The sequence below is a fragment of the Sporosarcina sp. YIM B06819 genome, assembly GCF_033485175.1.
Taxonomy (GTDB): Bacteria; Bacillota; Bacilli; order Bacillales_A; family Planococcaceae; genus Sporosarcina.
Map to the genome: position 1 here is coordinate 226,779 of NZ_JAWLIQ010000006.1, position 18,340 is coordinate 245,118.

At 39.4% G+C, this 18,340-nt stretch carries 18 protein-coding genes; 5 read left to right on the forward strand and 13 right to left on the reverse strand.

Annotation, left to right across the window (positions count from 1 at the left end; genetic code table 11):
- The first annotated feature begins 26 nt into the window (after positions 1-26).
- Complete coding sequence (locus R2B72_RS05095; protein WP_318615238.1) at positions 27-569, forward strand: chromate transporter; 543 nt, start codon at positions 27-29, stop codon at positions 567-569.
- Between the two features lie 15 nt (positions 570-584).
- Here the strand turns inward: R2B72_RS05095 and R2B72_RS05100 are convergent, their stop codons facing one another.
- The 13 genes from R2B72_RS05100 to R2B72_RS05160 form a co-directional block, all read right to left on the reverse strand.
- The gene (locus R2B72_RS05100) at positions 585-2,093 is read right to left on the reverse strand and encodes a sulfatase (protein ID WP_318615240.1); all 1,509 of its coding nucleotides are present in this window, start codon (positions 2,091-2,093) and stop codon (positions 585-587) included.
- A gap of 94 nt (positions 2,094-2,187) precedes the next feature.
- Entirely contained in the window at positions 2,188-2,970 is a 783-nt protein-coding gene (gene kduD / locus R2B72_RS05105) for a 2-dehydro-3-deoxy-D-gluconate 5-dehydrogenase KduD (RefSeq protein WP_318615241.1), read from the reverse strand.
- A gap of 90 nt (positions 2,971-3,060) precedes the next feature.
- Positions 3,061-3,891: a 5-dehydro-4-deoxy-D-glucuronate isomerase gene (gene kduI / locus R2B72_RS05110; protein ID WP_318615269.1), complete on the reverse strand. Its 831-nt coding sequence runs from the start codon at positions 3,889-3,891 to the stop codon at positions 3,061-3,063.
- A 41-nt stretch (positions 3,892-3,932) separates the two neighbouring features.
- Positions 3,933-4,946, reverse strand: coding sequence for a sugar kinase (locus tag R2B72_RS05115; protein ID WP_318615243.1), 1,014 nt, complete (start codon positions 4,944-4,946; stop codon positions 3,933-3,935).
- Positions 4,943-5,596, reverse strand: coding sequence for a bifunctional 4-hydroxy-2-oxoglutarate aldolase/2-dehydro-3-deoxy-phosphogluconate aldolase (locus R2B72_RS05120; protein WP_318615244.1), 654 nt, complete (start codon positions 5,594-5,596; stop codon positions 4,943-4,945). Before R2B72_RS05120 ends, R2B72_RS05115 begins: the two co-directional genes overlap by 4 nt.
- Before the next feature lie 38 nt (positions 5,597-5,634).
- Positions 5,635-7,308 (reverse strand): heparinase II/III family protein, encoded by a 1,674-nt coding sequence (locus R2B72_RS05125; protein ID WP_318615245.1) that lies wholly within the window; start codon positions 7,306-7,308, stop codon positions 5,635-5,637.
- Between the two features lie 168 nt (positions 7,309-7,476).
- Positions 7,477-7,893 (reverse strand): hypothetical protein, encoded by a 417-nt coding sequence (locus tag R2B72_RS05130; protein ID WP_318615246.1) that lies wholly within the window; start codon positions 7,891-7,893, stop codon positions 7,477-7,479.
- Positions 7,894-7,909: 16 nt separating this feature from the next.
- Positions 7,910-8,557 carry a YesL family protein gene (locus tag R2B72_RS05135; RefSeq protein ID WP_318615247.1) on the reverse strand — a complete coding sequence of 216 codons (648 nt, stop codon included), beginning with the start codon at positions 8,555-8,557 and terminating at the stop codon, positions 7,910-7,912.
- 49 nt (positions 8,558-8,606) lie between these two features.
- Entirely contained in the window at positions 8,607-9,806 is a 1,200-nt protein-coding gene (locus R2B72_RS05140; RefSeq protein WP_318615248.1) for a glycoside hydrolase family 88 protein, read from the reverse strand.
- A 20-nt stretch (positions 9,807-9,826) separates the two neighbouring features.
- Complete coding sequence (locus tag R2B72_RS05145; protein ID WP_318615250.1) at positions 9,827-11,239, reverse strand: sulfatase; 1,413 nt, start codon at positions 11,237-11,239, stop codon at positions 9,827-9,829.
- Between the two features lie 15 nt (positions 11,240-11,254).
- On the reverse strand, positions 11,255-12,121 hold the full coding sequence (locus R2B72_RS05150) for a carbohydrate ABC transporter permease (RefSeq protein ID WP_318615252.1): 867 nt from the start codon (positions 12,119-12,121) through the stop codon (positions 11,255-11,257).
- 24 nt (positions 12,122-12,145) lie between these two features.
- Positions 12,146-13,045, reverse strand: a complete 900-nt coding sequence (locus R2B72_RS05155) for a sugar ABC transporter permease (protein WP_318615253.1) — start codon at positions 13,043-13,045, stop codon at positions 12,146-12,148.
- Between the two features lie 76 nt (positions 13,046-13,121).
- Complete coding sequence (locus R2B72_RS05160) at positions 13,122-14,450, reverse strand: sugar ABC transporter substrate-binding protein (protein WP_318615255.1); 1,329 nt, start codon at positions 14,448-14,450, stop codon at positions 13,122-13,124.
- A 432-nt stretch (positions 14,451-14,882) separates the two neighbouring features.
- On the opposite strand from R2B72_RS05160, the gene R2B72_RS05165 reads away from it, so the two are divergent.
- From R2B72_RS05165 to R2B72_RS05180, 4 genes are all read left to right on the forward strand, one after another.
- Positions 14,883-16,064 (forward strand): sensor histidine kinase, encoded by a 1,182-nt coding sequence (locus R2B72_RS05165; protein ID WP_318615256.1) that lies wholly within the window; start codon positions 14,883-14,885, stop codon positions 16,062-16,064.
- A gap of 32 nt (positions 16,065-16,096) precedes the next feature.
- Positions 16,097-16,786: a response regulator gene (locus tag R2B72_RS05170; protein ID WP_412177794.1), complete on the forward strand. Its 690-nt coding sequence runs from the start codon at positions 16,097-16,099 to the stop codon at positions 16,784-16,786.
- Between the two features lie 174 nt (positions 16,787-16,960).
- Positions 16,961-17,137, forward strand: coding sequence for a hypothetical protein (locus R2B72_RS05175; protein ID WP_318615258.1), 177 nt, complete (start codon positions 16,961-16,963; stop codon positions 17,135-17,137).
- A 168-nt stretch (positions 17,138-17,305) separates the two neighbouring features.
- Entirely contained in the window at positions 17,306-18,127 is an 822-nt protein-coding gene (locus R2B72_RS05180) for a DUF2935 domain-containing protein (protein ID WP_318615270.1), read from the forward strand.
- The last annotated feature ends 213 nt before the right edge of the window (positions 18,128-18,340 follow it).

The following is an 18,340-nucleotide window of genomic DNA, read 5'->3' on the forward strand; positions in this document are numbered from 1 at the left end:
TTTAACTAGAAAACGAGGTGAAACTTATGGTCCTATGGGAGTTGTTTAGCACGTTCATGGTCATCGGCTTCGTATCATTTGGTGGTGGCTATGCTATGATTCCTGTAATTGAAGCTGAAGTTTCCCAAAATGGGTGGATGACGACACAACAATTTATCGACGCCATCGCCATTGCCGGGATGTCCCCTGGTCCAATCGCTATGAATAGTGCCGTTCTTGTTGGCTATTCGACAGCTGGCGTAATCGGAGCAATACTATCTGCTCTCGGAATTTTACTACCAGCCATCGTACTCGTCATCGTTGTAGGGGCGTTCTTTATCAAATTGCATCATTATCAAGTTGTACAATCTATATTTTATGGGATAAGACCCATTGTCACTAGTTTAGTCATCTATGCTGCTATCCGTTTTGCCTTGTCAAATAACTTGGTAAGCCAAGTCATTTCATGGAAAACAGTAAGCTTATTACTCATTTTTGTATTATCATTATTCGCCCTATTGAAATTGCGCTGGAACCCCGCCTACGTGATTATACTTTCTGGATTAGTCGGTGTTGTTGTCTATTCGTAAAATATGAATGCTTTTTTACGCATTTGAAGTTCTTGGCATTGGCAACTGCTCCTTATGTAGCTCCGCCCATGCATATTTTAACAGCAATTCCGCTTTAAGCGCTTGATAATCAGGCTGATCCCAAAGATTACTCAACTCCTTCGGGTCCTCTTGTAAATCAAACAATTCTCCATATGTCTGCTGGTAGTAGACCGTTATTTTGTACCGCGCGTCCACATAGGTTTTTTGATGAATCGTGGTAGGTTCGTGTCGAAATTCACAAAGGATATGATCCCTTACATTTGCTTGGTTACCACACCAGACCTCTTGTTGATTTTCTCCAGACATCACAGCGGGTATCGGGATGCCGGCAAATGAAAGAAAAGTTGGAGCCAAATCAATGAGTGATTGCATGGCTTGCGATTGTTTCTGGGCTGGAACATGACCGGGATACCGAACGATAAAAGGAAGTTTTATTAGATCTTCATAATGAAATCCACCTTTATATTGCAGACCGTGCTGACCGAAGAAATGACCATGGTCAGTCGTAAACACAACAAGCGTATTGTCGGCTAATCCCAGCTCTTCAAGTTTGTCTAGAATTTGACCAATATACTTGTCCATGAAACTAATCATCCCATAATAATTGGCGACCAGTTTTTTCCGATCATCCTCGGGTAAAAGATGTGAATGATAGCCATGAATCGCAAAGCCCGTTTCCATCAGTTCGGAAAAGTCAGGATTTATTTCCTGCGTTTTTTGAAAATGCGGCGGATTTTGCAAATGCTCCCCCGGCACCATTTCCGGAATGGTCAATTGATCTGGATCATACATGGAAGCCCACGGTTCAGGTGTTAAATAAGGTGGGTGAGGGTCCGGAAAGCTTGCCCAAAGGAAGAAGTTCTCTTCCTGCGCTTGATATTGTTCTAGTAATTCATTCGTCTTTTCGGCGATAAATGTATTGTAATGATACTCCTCCGGGATATCCCAGCGATACTTAATAGTGGGATCCATCGTTCCAGTTGGAGCCATATAATATTGTTGCCAATCGCTGAATCCTTTTTCCTCGAGCCATGCTACATAATGCTGCCCAACTAAATATTCATTGGTATGATTACGCAGTAATTCAACTGTTTCAAATCCGTAGAATGGCTGATTGAAAGATTTCCAGAATTCGATATCCTGAAGCAGTGGCAGCGATTCCAGTGACGGGTATTCCTCTGTTGAAATCGTTGGTTGAAAATGAGCTTTTCCGACTAAGGCTGTTCGGTAATGATTATCCGTGAATACATCACCAACTGTTCCTTTATCTTCGCTAAGCTTCGTCCCTAACGTCCATGCGCCATGCTGACTAGGGTACATACCAGTAATAATAGATGATCTTGTCGGAGTGCACGTCGGATTGGGACAATAGGCGCGCTGAAAAGTTGTTCCTTCTTTCGCCAGACGATCAAGATTAGGGGTCGAAACTTCCGAATTAAAAGCACCTATTGTATCAAAATGCTGCTGATCACTCGTGATTAATAAAATATTTGGCTTTTTCATTTGACTTCACCTCTATAATTTAACTTTTTTTTAGAGTATAAAAAGAGGGGGCTTTCCAGTTATTCCGGTCAGTCCCCTCCATTAATTATTTTAGCTATCTAGCGAGCCAACCTCCGTCAACTGCTAGTATATGACCGTTCATATAGTCTGAAGCTTTGCTTGCCAAAAATACGACCGTCCCCATCAAATCAGACGGATCTGCCCAGCGTCCGGCCGGAATACGCGATAGTATTTCAGCGTTACGCTTTTCATCCGCGCGAATTTGCGCTGTATTGTCGGTGGAGATATACCCTGGAGCAATCGCATTAATTTGGATATTATGTTCGGCTAATTCATTAGCAAATGCCTTTGTCAGACCGGCAACAGCATGCTTACTGGCCGTGTACGCTGGAACAAACTTGCCACCCTGGAACGACAGCATGGAGGCAATATTAATAATTTTTCCTGATCCTTGTCTAACCATTACTTTGGCGGCTTCCTGGCTTACTAGATAGAGCGAATTGAGATTAACCTCCATGACCGTATCCCAGTCTTCTTCCTTATACTCTACTAACGGAGAGCGCAGGATTGTACCCGCATTGTTGACCAAAACGTCAATGTTGCCATACACCTCAGCGCATTTAGCAACTACTTGTTTTGCTTCCTCGCGATTACCTAAATCCGCTTGAAAGCTTTCTACCCTACGACCCGTTTCCGCAATTAATTGTTTAGTTTCCTCGCAATCCCCACTTCTGGAAACTACAAAAATATCGGCACCCGCCTTGGCCAGGGCAACCGCATATGCTTGTCCTAAACCTTTATTAGCTCCTGTTACAATAGCTGTTTTCCCCTCAAGGCTGAAATAATCCAGCGAAAATGAAAGTAGATTTGTAGTCATTTTTGATTATCTCCCTCTCTAATTACACTAATGTAAGTGAACAAACCGTTTCAGCATCATCGAGCTTTGCTAACTTCGGTTCTGTTTAAATTAGCGTAAATCTTCCATTTTCACGAGATCCATATCACTGTAAGTAATATTTTCTCCACACATTCCCCAAATAAAAGTGTAGTTACTTGTTGCAGTTCCTGTATGAATGGACCAGCTCGGAGAAATCGTCGCCTGCTCATTTTTCATCACTAGATGTCTTGTTTCATCTGGTTTGCCCATGAAGTGGAATACACGCGTTTCTGGTTCCATATCAAAGTATAAATAGACTTCCATTCGGCGCTCATGGGTATGACAAGGCATTGTATTCCAGACGCTTCCTGCTGATAGCATCGTTAATCCCATTTGCAACTGGCAGCTCTCACAAATATTAGGATGCACATATTGATAGATTTTCCGTTCATTCAATGTTTCAGGTGATCCCATCTCCAGCGGCTTGATGTTCTTTATATCAATTTTCACGGTTGGATACGTATGATGCGCCGGCGCAGAATTGATATAGAATTTAGCCGGGTTGTTCGCATCCTTTGAACGGAATAGTACTTCCTTCGTTCCTTTTCCAACATAAAGGCCGTCCCGTTGCTGCATATCATACTCTGTGCCATCCAGAACTACTGAACCTTCTCCACCAATATTAATAATGCCCAACTCTCGGCGTTCCAGAAAATAGTCAACGCCTAGTTCTTTATCAAGCTTAATCGTCAATTCCTGATCAGTAGGGGTTACTCCACCGAAAATCATCCGATCGACATGTGTATAGGTTAAGTGAACATGACCAGGCTCAAACACCGTCTCAATTAGAAATTCCTTTCTTAATTCGGTTGTTGTATATTTTTTCATATCCTCTGGGTGGTGTGCATAACGTGTTTCCATCATTCAATCTCTCCCTTTAATTTAATATCAATTCACAAGCTTTAACGATTAATCATGCCCGATTCATTCTTGGCAAACTGCATAACTTCTTCATTCGTAAAACTGCTGCAGTCTCCTTGAATCGTATGTTTTAATGCTGACGCAGCTGTCGCAAAAGAAATGATTTGTTGCGCAGGGAATCCCTCCAGGATGCCCCACAAAATTCCTGCTGCATACGAATCACCTCCTCCAATGCGTTCAACAATCGGTTCCAGATGATGGACCTTTGATTGATAAAGCTTCCCGCTTGTAAACAAATTTCCTTGTAGTTTATTGCTAGAAGCTGATTGTACTGTCCGAAAAGTAGAGCCCATGTATTGAATATTTGGATAGGACTTCAAAATTTCCAGATAGTAAAATGTTAATCTTTCTTCCTGTGATAATGACTCTTCCACCGGTTCTATGCCAAGTAAATGAACCGCATCTAATTCTCCGCAAAAGCAAATATCTACATACGGCATTAATAGTTTTATCGCTTCAGCTGCTTCCTGTTGACTCCAAAGCTTGGAGCGATAATTAAAATCAAAGCTGACCAAAACGCCCATTTCCTTTGCCTTTTTAAATATCTGGAGAACTAATTCCTGTAAAGCAGGCGACAGTGCTAGCGTAATCCCCGTAATATGAATGAGGGAAACTTCCTGTAAGATGCCTTCGATGTCAATCTCATCAGCTTCTAGCTGTGAAAAACTAGAATACTTGCGGTCATAGGTGACTTGGCTACTCCTTTCACCTGCACCTTCTTCCACGTAATAAGATCCTAGCCGTTCCCCTCCCTTTAACAGGAAATCGGTACGAACCCCGTGGGATTTAAGATGTTGCTCCACAGCACGTCCTAACGAATTTTCAGGAATCTTACTAACAAAATAAGATTGGTAGCCAAAGTGGGATAAGGATACTGCTACATTCGCCTCAGCACCGCCATAATGGACAGAAAGCTGATTCGCTTGGCGAAGTAGCATACCCGTCCCCGTTGATAAGCGCAGCATGATTTCTCCAAAAGTGATTACTTTTTTCATCTTAATGCCTCACGAGCAGCTTTGACTTTTTGAACATACTGCTTAGCATTTCCAGTAATTTTTTCGTATTCACCTGTTTTAGCAGGTGCGATTAAATTCCCGCCAATCCCAACAGCAACACAGCCATTTTTAATCCACTGCTCAACATTATCTAGGTTCACACCGCCAGTCGGCATAATATTTACCTGCGGCAGCGGAGCTTTTACTGCCTTTACAAATTCTGGACCAAAGGCGTCACCAGGGAACAACTTAATAATATCGACCCCATACCCTAATGCGTGTTTCATTTCAGTAATCGTCATGCAGCCTGGCATATAGGGAACTTGGTACAAATTACAAATCCTTGCCGTCTGTTCATCGAAGCTTGGGCTTACGATAAATTTGGCGCCAGCTAACATGGCGATTCGGGCTGTGGAATCATCTAGAACCGTTCCCGCACCAATGACCACTTCCTGTTGATTTGCAAAATGGGCATCTAATTCCTTAATGACTACGTCTGCGTCCCGGATTGTAAAGGTAATTTCAATGATTGATATTCCGCCTTTGACACAGGCTTCCGCAATCAATATGGCCTGTTCTTTAGAATCAGCTCTGACAACTGCAACAACTCCGGATTCAATCACTCTATTTAATACTTTCAACTTTTGCATAACAGCCCCCCTTTCAAAAAATGACCTCATAAAGTTAGTTATAAAATGACTTCTTTCTGTCCATTTTTACTAATGGTAAGCCTATGATAGAAATAGTCGTCGTTATGTTTATATATTCTTTCACCTATATGGGTTTCATTGGCAGCAAAATAAATGTCATAGTCAGAGGAATCCGTTTTTAGGTGGAAACTGAGAAAATACTGCTCTGACGGAGATTGCTCCGCCCCACATTGTTCAATGTGATTGAGCATAACCTCTAACGGTTTTCCTGAAAAAATACTAAAACGAATCCCATGATCTACAAATTCTTTTTCATCTACCAAAGTTGTACGATTGGTTAACCTATTATATTGTGTAGATGAAAGGGTTACTTTGCTGTGTGTATCCTCCATATCACTAAAGTATGCATACGCAACATTTTTTTTGGCTGTTAGCTTCCAGCAGTCTTTCTGTTTCCCCACGGTTATATCTGGATTTAATTGAAATAATCTTTTCATTGTATGTTGTCCTTGCGCTTCGACATCGTCTATCACAATGACAATGCTTTCTTTTTTCAATATTATGACAGTTCGTTGAACAAGGTAAGTAGCGTAATAGAAGGCACTCTCCATTACGATATATTTGCTCGTTTCTTTTACTTTGTTCCCAACTTTTTTCCCTATATGGTGAAACGACCAGGTATCTTTAATCGACGTAAATGGAAGTTCATCAACAATAACTGTACTATGGCTATGAACAGATTTTAGATAGGAGCGCAATGGACCTTCTTGATAGGTAAATCTACCGGAATCACACAAAACTCTTTCCCCATTAAGAAATACGTTAAGATGCCCTAGACTTGCATGTCCGTGTCCGCTACCATGCCAACCATTCCATAAACTAACGAAATCCTTCTCCGTTTTGTAGACAAAATTTCCGCTAGCATCCCCGATAAATAGCTCTGGTAAAGACCCCTGGCAAAATGATGGCAGCTTTTTATATACCGCTTCAACATTGACATAATCGCTGTCATGCTGTGGTACTAAATAGCCGTTAGGGTAAATCATATAATTAGCAGCGATGGCAGTCTTTTGAATGACACTTTTTAAGTCAACCGGCAAAGTAATCCCTAAGACTTCCGCTTCTTTATAAATTTCAACGACTGCAAATAGCACTTCAAAGTGATACAAAGGAGATTGTTCCCAATGGACGCCATCTGCGAAAAACTGTATTTCGCATTGACGTTTTAATTCATTCCAAGCCCAATCCATTATTTCTTTAGGCACCAAATCCTCACAAACCATAACTGTCTGTAAAATACCAGAAATCTGCAAAGCGCCCCAGTTACTCAATGTGTATCGCTCAAGATAATGATCTTTCAAAAAAATGATTTGCTCCCTTAACGAGGAAAAAATTGTCTCTAGCTCATGATTCAGTAAAGATTCTTGAAGAATCATCATACTTTTCATCCAGCTTGCGCATCTAATTCCCGTATCGATCGTCCGCCATGATGTATGTATTTTCCCTTCAGTAAATGGATTATGTTCAATCCAATCAAATACTAGGCGCTTCCAACATTCTAAATATTTTTGATCCCGTGAGTCAGCATAGGCTTCCGCCAGGTCAAGCAGATACTCCTGTCTGTTAAGCATAAAAATCCATTCCTCATCTGCATTCATTGCATAATTCCAATCAATTTTCTTAAAAGAATAAGGAATATAGCAAGCCTCCATGTCCAAAGGCTTCTTGAACACAAAAATAGTTGAGCATAATAGATTTGCATTTAAATACACTGCCTGCCGGACATCTTCGTTATAAAAGGAACATTGAGGGGAGGATACGTAACCATTTAAACAAGTTGCTAAATTTGCTCTAACTTTCGTTATCTCCATGTGAACACCTCAAATCTTTCCTTTTTCAACTGCTAGGTTGACCATCAAATCTTTACACTCAGAAAGCGTTTGTTCAATGATCCCTGGAGCATCCTGGCTGGTGACCTCTTGAAATTGAAACTTCATCGTTAACTCCGTAATGACGCTTAGCGGCATCCCAGAAATCAGAAAGTAGTCTTGTGATGGTGATTCTAAAATGATCCGGGCTGCTATTTGATGGGGTGCTCCCCCCGTTAAATCTGCAAACACAAGCACCTTAGCATGGTCTTTTATAAACGTCTTGAATTCTTCCTCAAATTGAACATGTTTCATTCCATCAACCAATTCAAGTACAGAAATATTCGGATTTTCTCCCATTAAGTAATGAAGAGCGGATTGGACACCGGAAGGAAACTTCCCATAACCGATCAGTAATAGCTGGTACATAATCACTTCTCCCTTCTTAGAACCTACCGGCTGATGTATGTAATTTCCCTAGACTCACCTCTGCCGTGTGTTTACCCGTATCAGTCTCAGTCACTTGCCGAAACCCCCTGCTTACTAAAGCATTAATCAGAAAAGCAGCCATACTAAAGCTCACAAGCGTAGCTCCTGGAAAATAGAAGCAAAGAACAATGGTAGCAACCACAATTAACAGTGATAAAATGGTATGGTGTAGGTTTGCAATTGATAACAGAAAAGCATTCTTAATTGCACCTTGCCAGGAAACTCGAAAATGAGCCATGACAGGGAAAATCATAATGGTGACAAACAAGTAAATAATGGTTAAAAGAAAGAAGAATGAAAATAGAACATACTTTATATTGGAATTTAGCTGATTGATAATGATAAGATCTCCCAACAATAAACTAGTAAAAACAAGCCAAATTACACCAACGAATAATCCCTGTTTAAAGTTTTCTTTAAAAAATCGACTATAAGCTGAAAGGACTCGAATATCACCTTGTGTTTTCCACTCCCTTAGAACAGCAAACATGGCTGTTATCGCAGGAAAAATTGTAAGGATTGGTATACACATTAACAACCAAATTGTATTTAATAGAAATATAGTCTTCAAGAACTCCATTGTTTTATAAAGTTTGTTATCCATTATTTCCACCTCGATACTTTCCATCATTTACTTGTATGCCTTACCCTTTTTACCAATACATCTTCCAATCTTTTGTTAGTCTGATTAGCGCTTCAAAATAATAATAGTCGCCCCAGATACAGCTCTCATCAACACCTCGGCCACCGCCTTTGTAATAGACCGCATGCTTTAGAATTCCATTCGCAGGTGATTCAATTTCTGTTGTATAGTCGTTGGATAAAGACTCGACCATCTTAAGAGCCGCATTTTCATAAATTCTCTTTTCAGGGTCAGTTACCGGCAGATATTTACTCAGTTCTAGTAACCCGCAAATCGTGATGGCAGCCGCGGAACTATCCCGTTCTTCGCCACCTTCTGTAAAAATTAAATCCCAATAACAAATTTCGTCTTCTGGAAGCCTATTTAAATAGTAGTTGGTCAGTTTCTTTGTAAGTTCGATTAAATTCCAATTACTCGTATAATGAAAACTTAACGGAAAGCCATAAATACCCCATGCCTGCCCGCGTGCCCAACAAGAATCATCAGAATACCCTTGGCGTGTGTTACCATACAATGGTTCTCCTGTCTCCGGGTCCATGTAATACGTATGGTAAGTAGATGCATCCGGCCTGACAATATATTTAGCGGCTTGCGATACATGAATCTCAGCAATTTCTTTATAAATCTGTTTGCCAGTCACTTCAGATGCCCAATAGAGTAAAGGTAGGTTTAGATTACAATCAATAATCATTCGCCCCCGCTCTTTCGGGTCATTCAAATTCCCCCATGCCTGGATAATTCCTGCTTTATCGTAATACCTAGTGATTAATAAATCTGCTGCCTTCAAAGCTATTTCCTTAGCCTCTTCATTTCCTGTTAATTTATAGGCACTGACACAAGATAAGCTATACAAAAATCCTAAATCGTGGTGGTCTACTTCAATGCGCTTTTCTAATCTTTCTTTAAAACTTTGGATCTGCTTTTCTGCAACTTTACGATATTTTTCATCACCGGTGTATTCATAAGCAAGCCATAGCATCCCCGTCCAAAAGCTTGTGGTCCATTCGACATTCTGAATCGGCTTATAGACAAGATTTTCACTATTCGAATCGGGAAACAGATCCGTAAATAAGTCTAAGCTTTGATCGATTTTAGCTAAAACATGCTGAATAGCTTTTTCTACAAACGCCAGGTCAACGGCAGGGGTCTTCTCAAATCGTTCTATATTCTTAATATTTTCTTTTACTACATTTTCCACACATACTGTCATACCTAATCACCTCAGCCTTTTTATAATAAGAATGGATCTTTCATCTTCTCAACCCATGAACGCAACTTCCGATCCAATCCATCTGCTATGGGATGATTTTGCGGAAGTTCAATTTTTTCTGGAGCAAGTTGGAGTCTATCCTTTGTTAAGTCGTATAGTAAACGAATGCTTTCATCATCAGGGGCATAGCCATGATGAATCACATACATATACTGTTGCGTCCTAATAGCCCTCCAGCCAAATGCCCTGTTATCAATTCCTACTAGTTTAAAAGCCTCAATGGCTTCCTTACGCCCGGGATATGCGGAAATATACGCTTCTTCCGGCCCCCCGCTCTTCTCTTCGATAATATAGTCGGATAAGTCTATTCCCTCAACCGTGTTCGGTATATCAAGCTGAAGCAGACGAAGCAGTGTCGGCATAATATCGACCGTATTTAGCAAGAGATCTGTCCGTCTAGGTGCAATCACGTTTGGCCAGCGAATACAGAATGGTACTCCAATAGATTCCTCATACCAGACATGCTTCGCCATCAAACCATGTGATCCCATCATTTCTCCATGATCTGAAGTAAGAACTACTACCGTATTGTCCTCTAACTCATTATCTTTTAGGTATTGAAGAATGCGTCCAAACTGATCATCAATCCCAGAAACCGCAGCAAAATAATTGAGTTGTTGCTTTTTTAGCGCTTCCACACCCTCTTCAACTGGTTCACCGGTATGAACTTTGAAATGTGGTTGGGTCACATTTTCCCTTAGCGTGATGTGGTCCAGGTTGTAAAGCTGCTTATATTTATCAGGTACTTGATCAAACGGGCTATGCGGCGGATTCCATGAAACAAATAGGGCAAAAGGGTCGCCGCTATCGTGATCTTTCATAAAGTTTATAGCTTTGTCGGTTTCATGCTTCACTGACCATGTATTGACTTGTATCTTTTTAGGACTGTCCTGCCAATAATGCGGGGATAAATGCTCATCCCATGCACCATAAGAATACCAGTACTGAAACCCATGTCTTTTAGGACCAGAAGGTGTATAGGCATCCCACCCGTCTGCACCTGATTCCGGTCGATCCGTCACATTTAATTCTGGTAAGTCAAGATGCCATTTCCCGATATACCCCGTGTCATAACCCGCCTGTGCAAGAACATCACTGATACAGATTTCATCCGGGCTTAACATAACGTCGGCGCCTATTTTACAATTTGTATAAACCCCAGTACTCATCGGATAGCGCCCCGTCAACAAGGAGGCCCGGTGAGGTGAGCATAACGGAGAGCAAGTAACAGCATTCGAAAATACAACACTCTCTTCGGCAAACGCATCAATATTTGGGGTCAGAACTTCGTCTTCACCTTCATAACCTACCGCCTGACGACGCCATTGATCGGCAAATAGATAGATTAGATTTGGCTGCTTAGCACTCTCCACATCTTCTCTCTCCCTTTACTTTATTCCCGTGTTCGCGACTCCCTTGATAAAATGATCTTGGGCTAAGAAGTATACGATGATGGTCGGTACAATTGCTGAAACGGCTGCCGCCATTAATAGAGAGTATTCCGTGTTATACTCCGTAATAAAATGCTGGATCCCAAGTTGTAATGTATATAAGCGATCTGATGTTAAGTAAATTAAAGGTCCTAGGAAATCATTCCATGCGTGCATGAATGAAAAAATCACAAGTGTGGCAATTGCCGGTTTGGATAGCGGCAAGACGATTCGCCAATAAATTCCGAACTCACTTAATCCATCAATTCTCGCAGCCTCCAGCAGCTCATCAGGGATTGATAAGAAAAACTGGCGGAACAAGAAAACACCAAACGGACTAAATGTTCCAAGGATAATTAATGCCCAATGAGAATTCACTAGCCCAAGTTTACTCATCAGCATGAATTGCGGAATCATCATAACCTGATACGGTATCATCATCGTCGCAATATAGATGAAGAACAGACGATTTCTTTCTGGAAACTTAATTTTGGCAAACGCGTAACCAGCAAGCGAACTATTAATAACAACTAAAATAGTCGTGATAACAGCTATTTTCAATGTATTAAGATAATAGAGACCAAATGGAACAGTCGTCCAAACCTTAGTATAGTTATCCCACTGGAACGTTTCCGGAATCCATTTAATCGGGAATCCGAATATTTCCGTTTCTGCTTTCAAAGAAGCTGAAAGCATCCACACAAAGGGCAATACCATTGTCAACGAAACGAGGATAATGACAAGATACTTCCCTATTTTGCCGCCCGATATTTTTCGTTTTTTCACTTGAGGTATATATACAGGCACTTCAGTAACAGTATTCATAAGTTTCACTCCCCTCTCTTGTCATTAATCATTCACCCATTTTCTTTGCCCCATAAATTGGAGTATAGAGATGACTAAAATGACAAGGAATAAGACATAGGCCATCGCGGAGGCATACCCATATTCAAATTGTTTAAATGCCGTATTATAAATATCGTATACTAATACATGTGTCGATCTGCCAGGTCCTCCCCCTGTTAACACATAAATCAAATCAAATACTTTAAAAGAATTGATGACACCGATAATCGTGGTAAAGAACAAGACTGGAGATAACATGGGTAATGTTATATGAAAGAATTTTGAAACCTTCCCCGCCCCGTCAAGATCAGCCGCCTCATAAAGGTAATCTGGAATACTTTGCAGTCCTGCCAAAAATAAAATCATATAATATCCAATCGAATGCCAGATATATACGATAGATACAGATACTAGTGCCCAACTTGGGTCTGATAGCCAGCCAGGGGGATTTTCTATCCCGAGCCTTAGCAAAGTTCCATTAATGGGACCTAGTGAAGGATTGAAAATTAATTGCCATACGGCTGCAACTGCAATGGTCGCAGTAACATACGGTAAAAAAACAGCTGTCCTAAAAACTTTTACAAAGCGAATCCCTTGATTTAAAGCCACGGCAATTAAAACCGAAATAAATAGAGTAACTGGTACGGAAATCAACATAAATAAAATACTATTTACAAACGAGATTTTAAAATTTGTATCATCAAGCAGCTGCTTATAATTGGAAAGTCCAATGAAATCTATTTTTCCAAAGCCATTCCAAGATGTGAAGCTCATAACGAAAGATGCTAGTACAGGAAGAAGGATAAATAATAGGAAACCAATAATATTGGGAAGTAGAAAAGAATAACCAATAAGTCGATTTCGTCTAATTGTCTTTGACTTTACCTTTTTGCTCGGTATCATTATGTTCAGTCCTTTCTATTAAAAAGTAAGGCACCGCGGTAGTAAACCTAAAGCAGTGCCACACTTCTTAAGCTGACTAGTTACCGTACTTACTTGCCCATTCACTTTCTACACGTTTGGTAATTTCTTTAATTGCGTCATCTACAGAGTTTTGACCAATTAAGGCAAGCTCTCCCTCTTGTTTAAAGATTTGCTCAACAACAATATTTTTTACTCCAGGCAACATTGGATATTCTGGATATTCCTTTGTCTCTAAGAAATAGTGAAGACTTTTTGGTTGTTGCGTCCCATCACCTAGATAAGCTTTCTTTACTTCCTCGTCCATAAACCCAGTTAAATACCCTTGTGAAGCAAGCAGCTCTGCTCCTTTTTTACCTGTCATGTACTGTAAGAATTCGAAAGCTTCTTTTGGATGCTTTGTGTTTTTGTTCATCATAATGGATACAGGTAACGCTAGTGATGTATTCTTTTCTACACCTTCTGGATGTGGAATTGGAACAACATCCCATTCGAACTTCATAGTTCCTTCTGCTTCCCCTTGACGAAGCTGGGCAACATGCCAATCACCGATAATGTTCATAGCAATATTCCCTTTTTGGAATGCCGCATTATAATGGGCACCTGTACTTACTTGTTCTGACCATTTCATAACCGAACCATCATTTTCAAGGTCTAACCTTACTTGCAAAGCATCCTTAAATGGAGATAGATCTTTATCAATAACAGATGCCCCTTTTTGTACAGCACTCATGTACCAAGTTGATGGCCATTGTTGCAAATATGCTCCGTACACTTTGTCATTTCCACTACCACTTGTCATTTTCTTCGCTAACTCGCGGAATTGTTCCCACGTCATATCATCGCTTGGATAGTCAGTACCTTTTTCATCAAACAATGTCTTATTGTAATAGAGCATCCAATTTGATTTACGATATGGAAGGCTCATGACTTCTCCATCTGATTTAAACGTGTCAAACATCGTCCCATATCCTGAAACGTCCATCCCAGTTTCTTTAATGTAATCGTCCAGCGGTGCAAGGATACCCGTGTCGATCATATTATCCATCTGTCCGGTAAATAAGTCATAGCCATCGCCGCCTGAAAGCTGCATCCGAATTTTCTCATAATATTGCTGTTGTGGAAAAGTTTCGAAGGTAATGTCTACATTTGGGTGATCCTTTTTAAAATCTTCATATCCCTTTTTGAAAACTTCTTCGTCAGCCGGGAATACCGCCATTTTCAAACTAACTTGCTCATCGACAACTTTCTCAGCTGCAACTTTTTCATCTGTAGTCTTAGTTTCCTCTGCTTCTGTACCGCCTTTTTCCGTTCCGTCATTTGAACAACCAAACACGACTAACATACATAAAGCTAAAATGGCCAACAAACTAATTTTCTTTTTCATACCTTCACTCCTTAATATTTTGAATATTTTGTTGTATACTCATTGTAAGTGCTTTCATTTTCAAAAATAAGGTGAATGTTTTTTACCCCTAAAGAATCTGGAGTGACAATGATTATGATTTTCCTTTGCCTCATTTTCATGGTGATTTTAATCCTATTTATCTATAAAAACCTTAGTAGCAGGTCCATTTTCTTTCTTTGCACACTAACCATCGGGTGGATTTTGGCGTATGTTTCGTTCACCCTCTATCTTGCAAAATTTAATTATTACTATAGTGTTGTGAATCAATTCATCGATTTTAATCCCGGAACCTGGAATAATCTTGTTCTTCAAAACTTTGATGCGAATACATTAATCCGCTTATTTAATCTAGGCCTGGTCCTTTTTTATGTTTCTTTTTTAAGTTTTAGTATCTCGTTCGTCAGTAGAAATATGATCACAATAAAACGAAGATATTTTTATGTCCTGCTAGGAATACTTGGAATCATTCAGTTTCTACTCTATGACCCTAGCATTAATCTCTTCCTACAGGATATCGCCTTTGAAGCAAACATCTCACAACAATATGAGAAATATATCAGGATTTCAGAACTAATTTTTAAAGGATTCAATTTCACCTGCATCATTACTAGCTTTGGTTTATTTATCTACTACTTCATCCGTTATTACAGTCTTAAATCGATTCGAGATCATACGCTTTATATTTTGATAAGCCTAATCCCGATTACCTTTGTACATCTTTTCATATTTTACTGGGCGCCGTTTGTTTTTGTTAGGACAACCTTTAGCAAAGACTTTATTAATTACATTCAGCCGCCTATCAATTTATATACAGGAGAATATCGTTTTTTTCCTATTATCGCAGTTTTGGCGATTATCACCATGCTTTATAATATTTACAAATACAAAACCATTACTGCCCGTCATTCAAATTTAAATATTATTACAAAGAAAAAAATTGATACTGCTTCTTTAGGGGTTCGCGCATTTACTCACGCCATTAAAAATCATTTACTTGCGATCCGTTCTGAAGCTGAATATTTACAAGAGAAGTTTGCTTCTGATGAAGATGCGCTCTATAGCTTGAAACTAATCACAGATTCCTGTGAGCAATCTTTTCAAAGTATTAATGAGGCAAATAATAAACTGAAACAGATTACCCTGAGCATTAAGTCTGTACCGTTATACATCCCAATTGAAAAAGCAATTGAGCGGATTCATTCAAGCCGTGTAAACGTCTATTTTGAAAAACCAATGGATGATATCGCTGTTTATATAGATGAAAATCATATTGCCGAAGCGTTATATAACATTCTTAAGAATTCGATTGAAGCCCTTGAACCAACTGGCGGAAGTATTTGGATTAAACTTCACCATATCAATCGATGGGGAACGGTGACCATTAAAGATGATGGTCCCGGCATTCATACTGAAAATTTAGATGAAATCTTCACCCCTTTCTTTTCCACAAAGCCAAGTATTACAAATTGGGGAATTGGCCTATCTTTTTGTCACAAGGTGGTTTCGGCTCACAGAGGAAAAATTGAGGTAACGAGCGAACAAGGGAAATTCACTCAGTTTACTATTCTTTTACCGCTTGTTAAGAACGAATAAGATGTCCCCCATATTCTATTAGGAAGGAAGCGATGCTATTGGAAAAGATTCAAATTGTAATTGCAGATGATATGGAGGCACACCGCAGGCGGCTGGAGCGAATTATTCACAGTGACAAAAACCTAGAGCTGGTGGGATCCGCCAAGAGTGGGTATGAAGCGATAGCCTTTGCAGCTATTAAGAAACCAAGTATTGTATTAATGGATATTGAAATGGAAAGTCAAATGGCCGGTATTAATGCTGCGGCAGAAATTAATAAGATCTCCCCAACAACGAAAATCATCATGTTGACAATCCACCAAGATAATAATATTGTGTTTGCCGCCTTTCAGACCGGCATTGTTGATTATCTAATTAAGTCTGCTCCAAAAGAAGAAATCCTGGAGGCAATTTATTCTGCCACTAACAATCAATCCCCTATTCGTCCAATTATCGCAGAGAAGATTCGACAAGAATTTGCACGCATTAAAACATCGGAAGATCACTTATCACAGTCTTTTAAAGTGATTTCCAATTTGACACAATCCGAGCTGGAAGTTCTGAAACTGCTTTGCAATGGTTTAAAACGGAAGGAAATAGCGGATATACGTACAGTGGAAATTGAAACAATCAAAAAACAAATTAATAGCTTGTTGAAGAAGTTTGGGAAATCAAGTACAAAGGAAATCGTCAAAAAAGTAAACGAACTAAAACTGTTTGATATGATCAAAGACATTTCGTGAGTTTGGACTGTTTATATAAGCATGTAAAAATCTTCAGTAAGCTTTCTTATATGAATTCGCCCACGTGTTTTTACCATCTCATTCAAAAGGTTTAGCGCAGATCTCCGAAAATTTTACTAATAATTGAAACTTTTAAGTAAACGTGACGTATACATTAATAAAGGAGGGGATGTAATGCATTGGATTTTCTGGGGTTCCATTGTAGCTTTTCTTGTGGTCATCAATCTTATAAGTTCATTGACAGGGCGGAATAATAATTTTAGTAAATGGGAAAAATCATTGAATCAGAATACAGCGGAATCCGACGCTTTACGAGAAGTCGGGCGGTTTGATCATCATAATATGCCGTAAATTAAATAAACTTCTTTTGTGCTTCAACAAAATGGTGCATAGGTTAATATGAGCAGGATTTGCATGTATGATTGAACTTCAAGTATGCAAGTCCTTTTGCTGTGCCCTCATACGTAAGAAAATTAGCCACTCTTCATAAGCACAGATCTCATCGCATAGTATGGAAAGATTGAAAAACTCAAAAGGGGCGAAAAGACGATTACTAATTTCGTAACGCAATCGTTAGAGGAAATTCGTTTTTGGTCTAGAATTATGAAAGAGCACGCTTTCTTTTTAAGTTTAGGATTTACTGTAGATCAGACGCAACTTATTAAAGAAGCGAGATATTATATTGCTGTTTTTGAACAAATTGAAGAACAAGTTAGCGACTACAATGAAATGACGGATCCTGAAGTAATTAGACAACTGAACATACAAGTGTACCAAGCAGCTGCTTCCATTTGGGCCTACAAACGAAAAGTTCTAGGATTAATATTACGCTGTGAAATTGTGTCCAATAATATGCCATTACTCGTTGACCATACGAGCCGAGAAGCAGCTTATTTTGCTAAAAGACTAAAGGAATTGAATGAAGGAAAGCTGAAACCATTACCAGAAGCCATAATTAAAGAAAATGTATTTTTCTTAAAAATAATGGCGGACCATTCAAAGTTTATCGGCCATTTGTTAGATCCTTCCGAAAGAAAACTGGTCGACACAGCAAGAGAATTCAGCAATGATTTTGATCAACTTCTTTTCCAAGCCCAAGATTTGGATCATATGCGTCCTCAATCAGAAACAGTGCCATTATTAGACCATTTTCTAGACCAAAATCGCGTATCGGTTGTCTCACTACGTGAGTTCAAGAAAACTGCTAGAGATCTAATTGAAGCTTGTAAAATTAAAAGTACCATTCCTGCGCTTCTTGCAGACCATGTATACCGAGAAGCAGATCATTTTCTTCATATTATTGATGCATTCGAGGAGCATCTTACTGAACTAAAAGCTTAACTAATAGACTGTCACAATAGTCGACAAAATCGACTTTTATGGCAGTCTATTTTTATTTCATAGAAATAAAAGTGTGATTTTAATGATTTACTGAATGTCTTTGTCTTTATCTTTGCCTTTGTCTTTGTCTTTGTCTTTGTCTTTGTCTTTGTCTTTGTCTTTGTCTTTGTCTTTGTCTTTGTCTTTGTCTTTGTCTTTGTCTTTGTCTTTGTC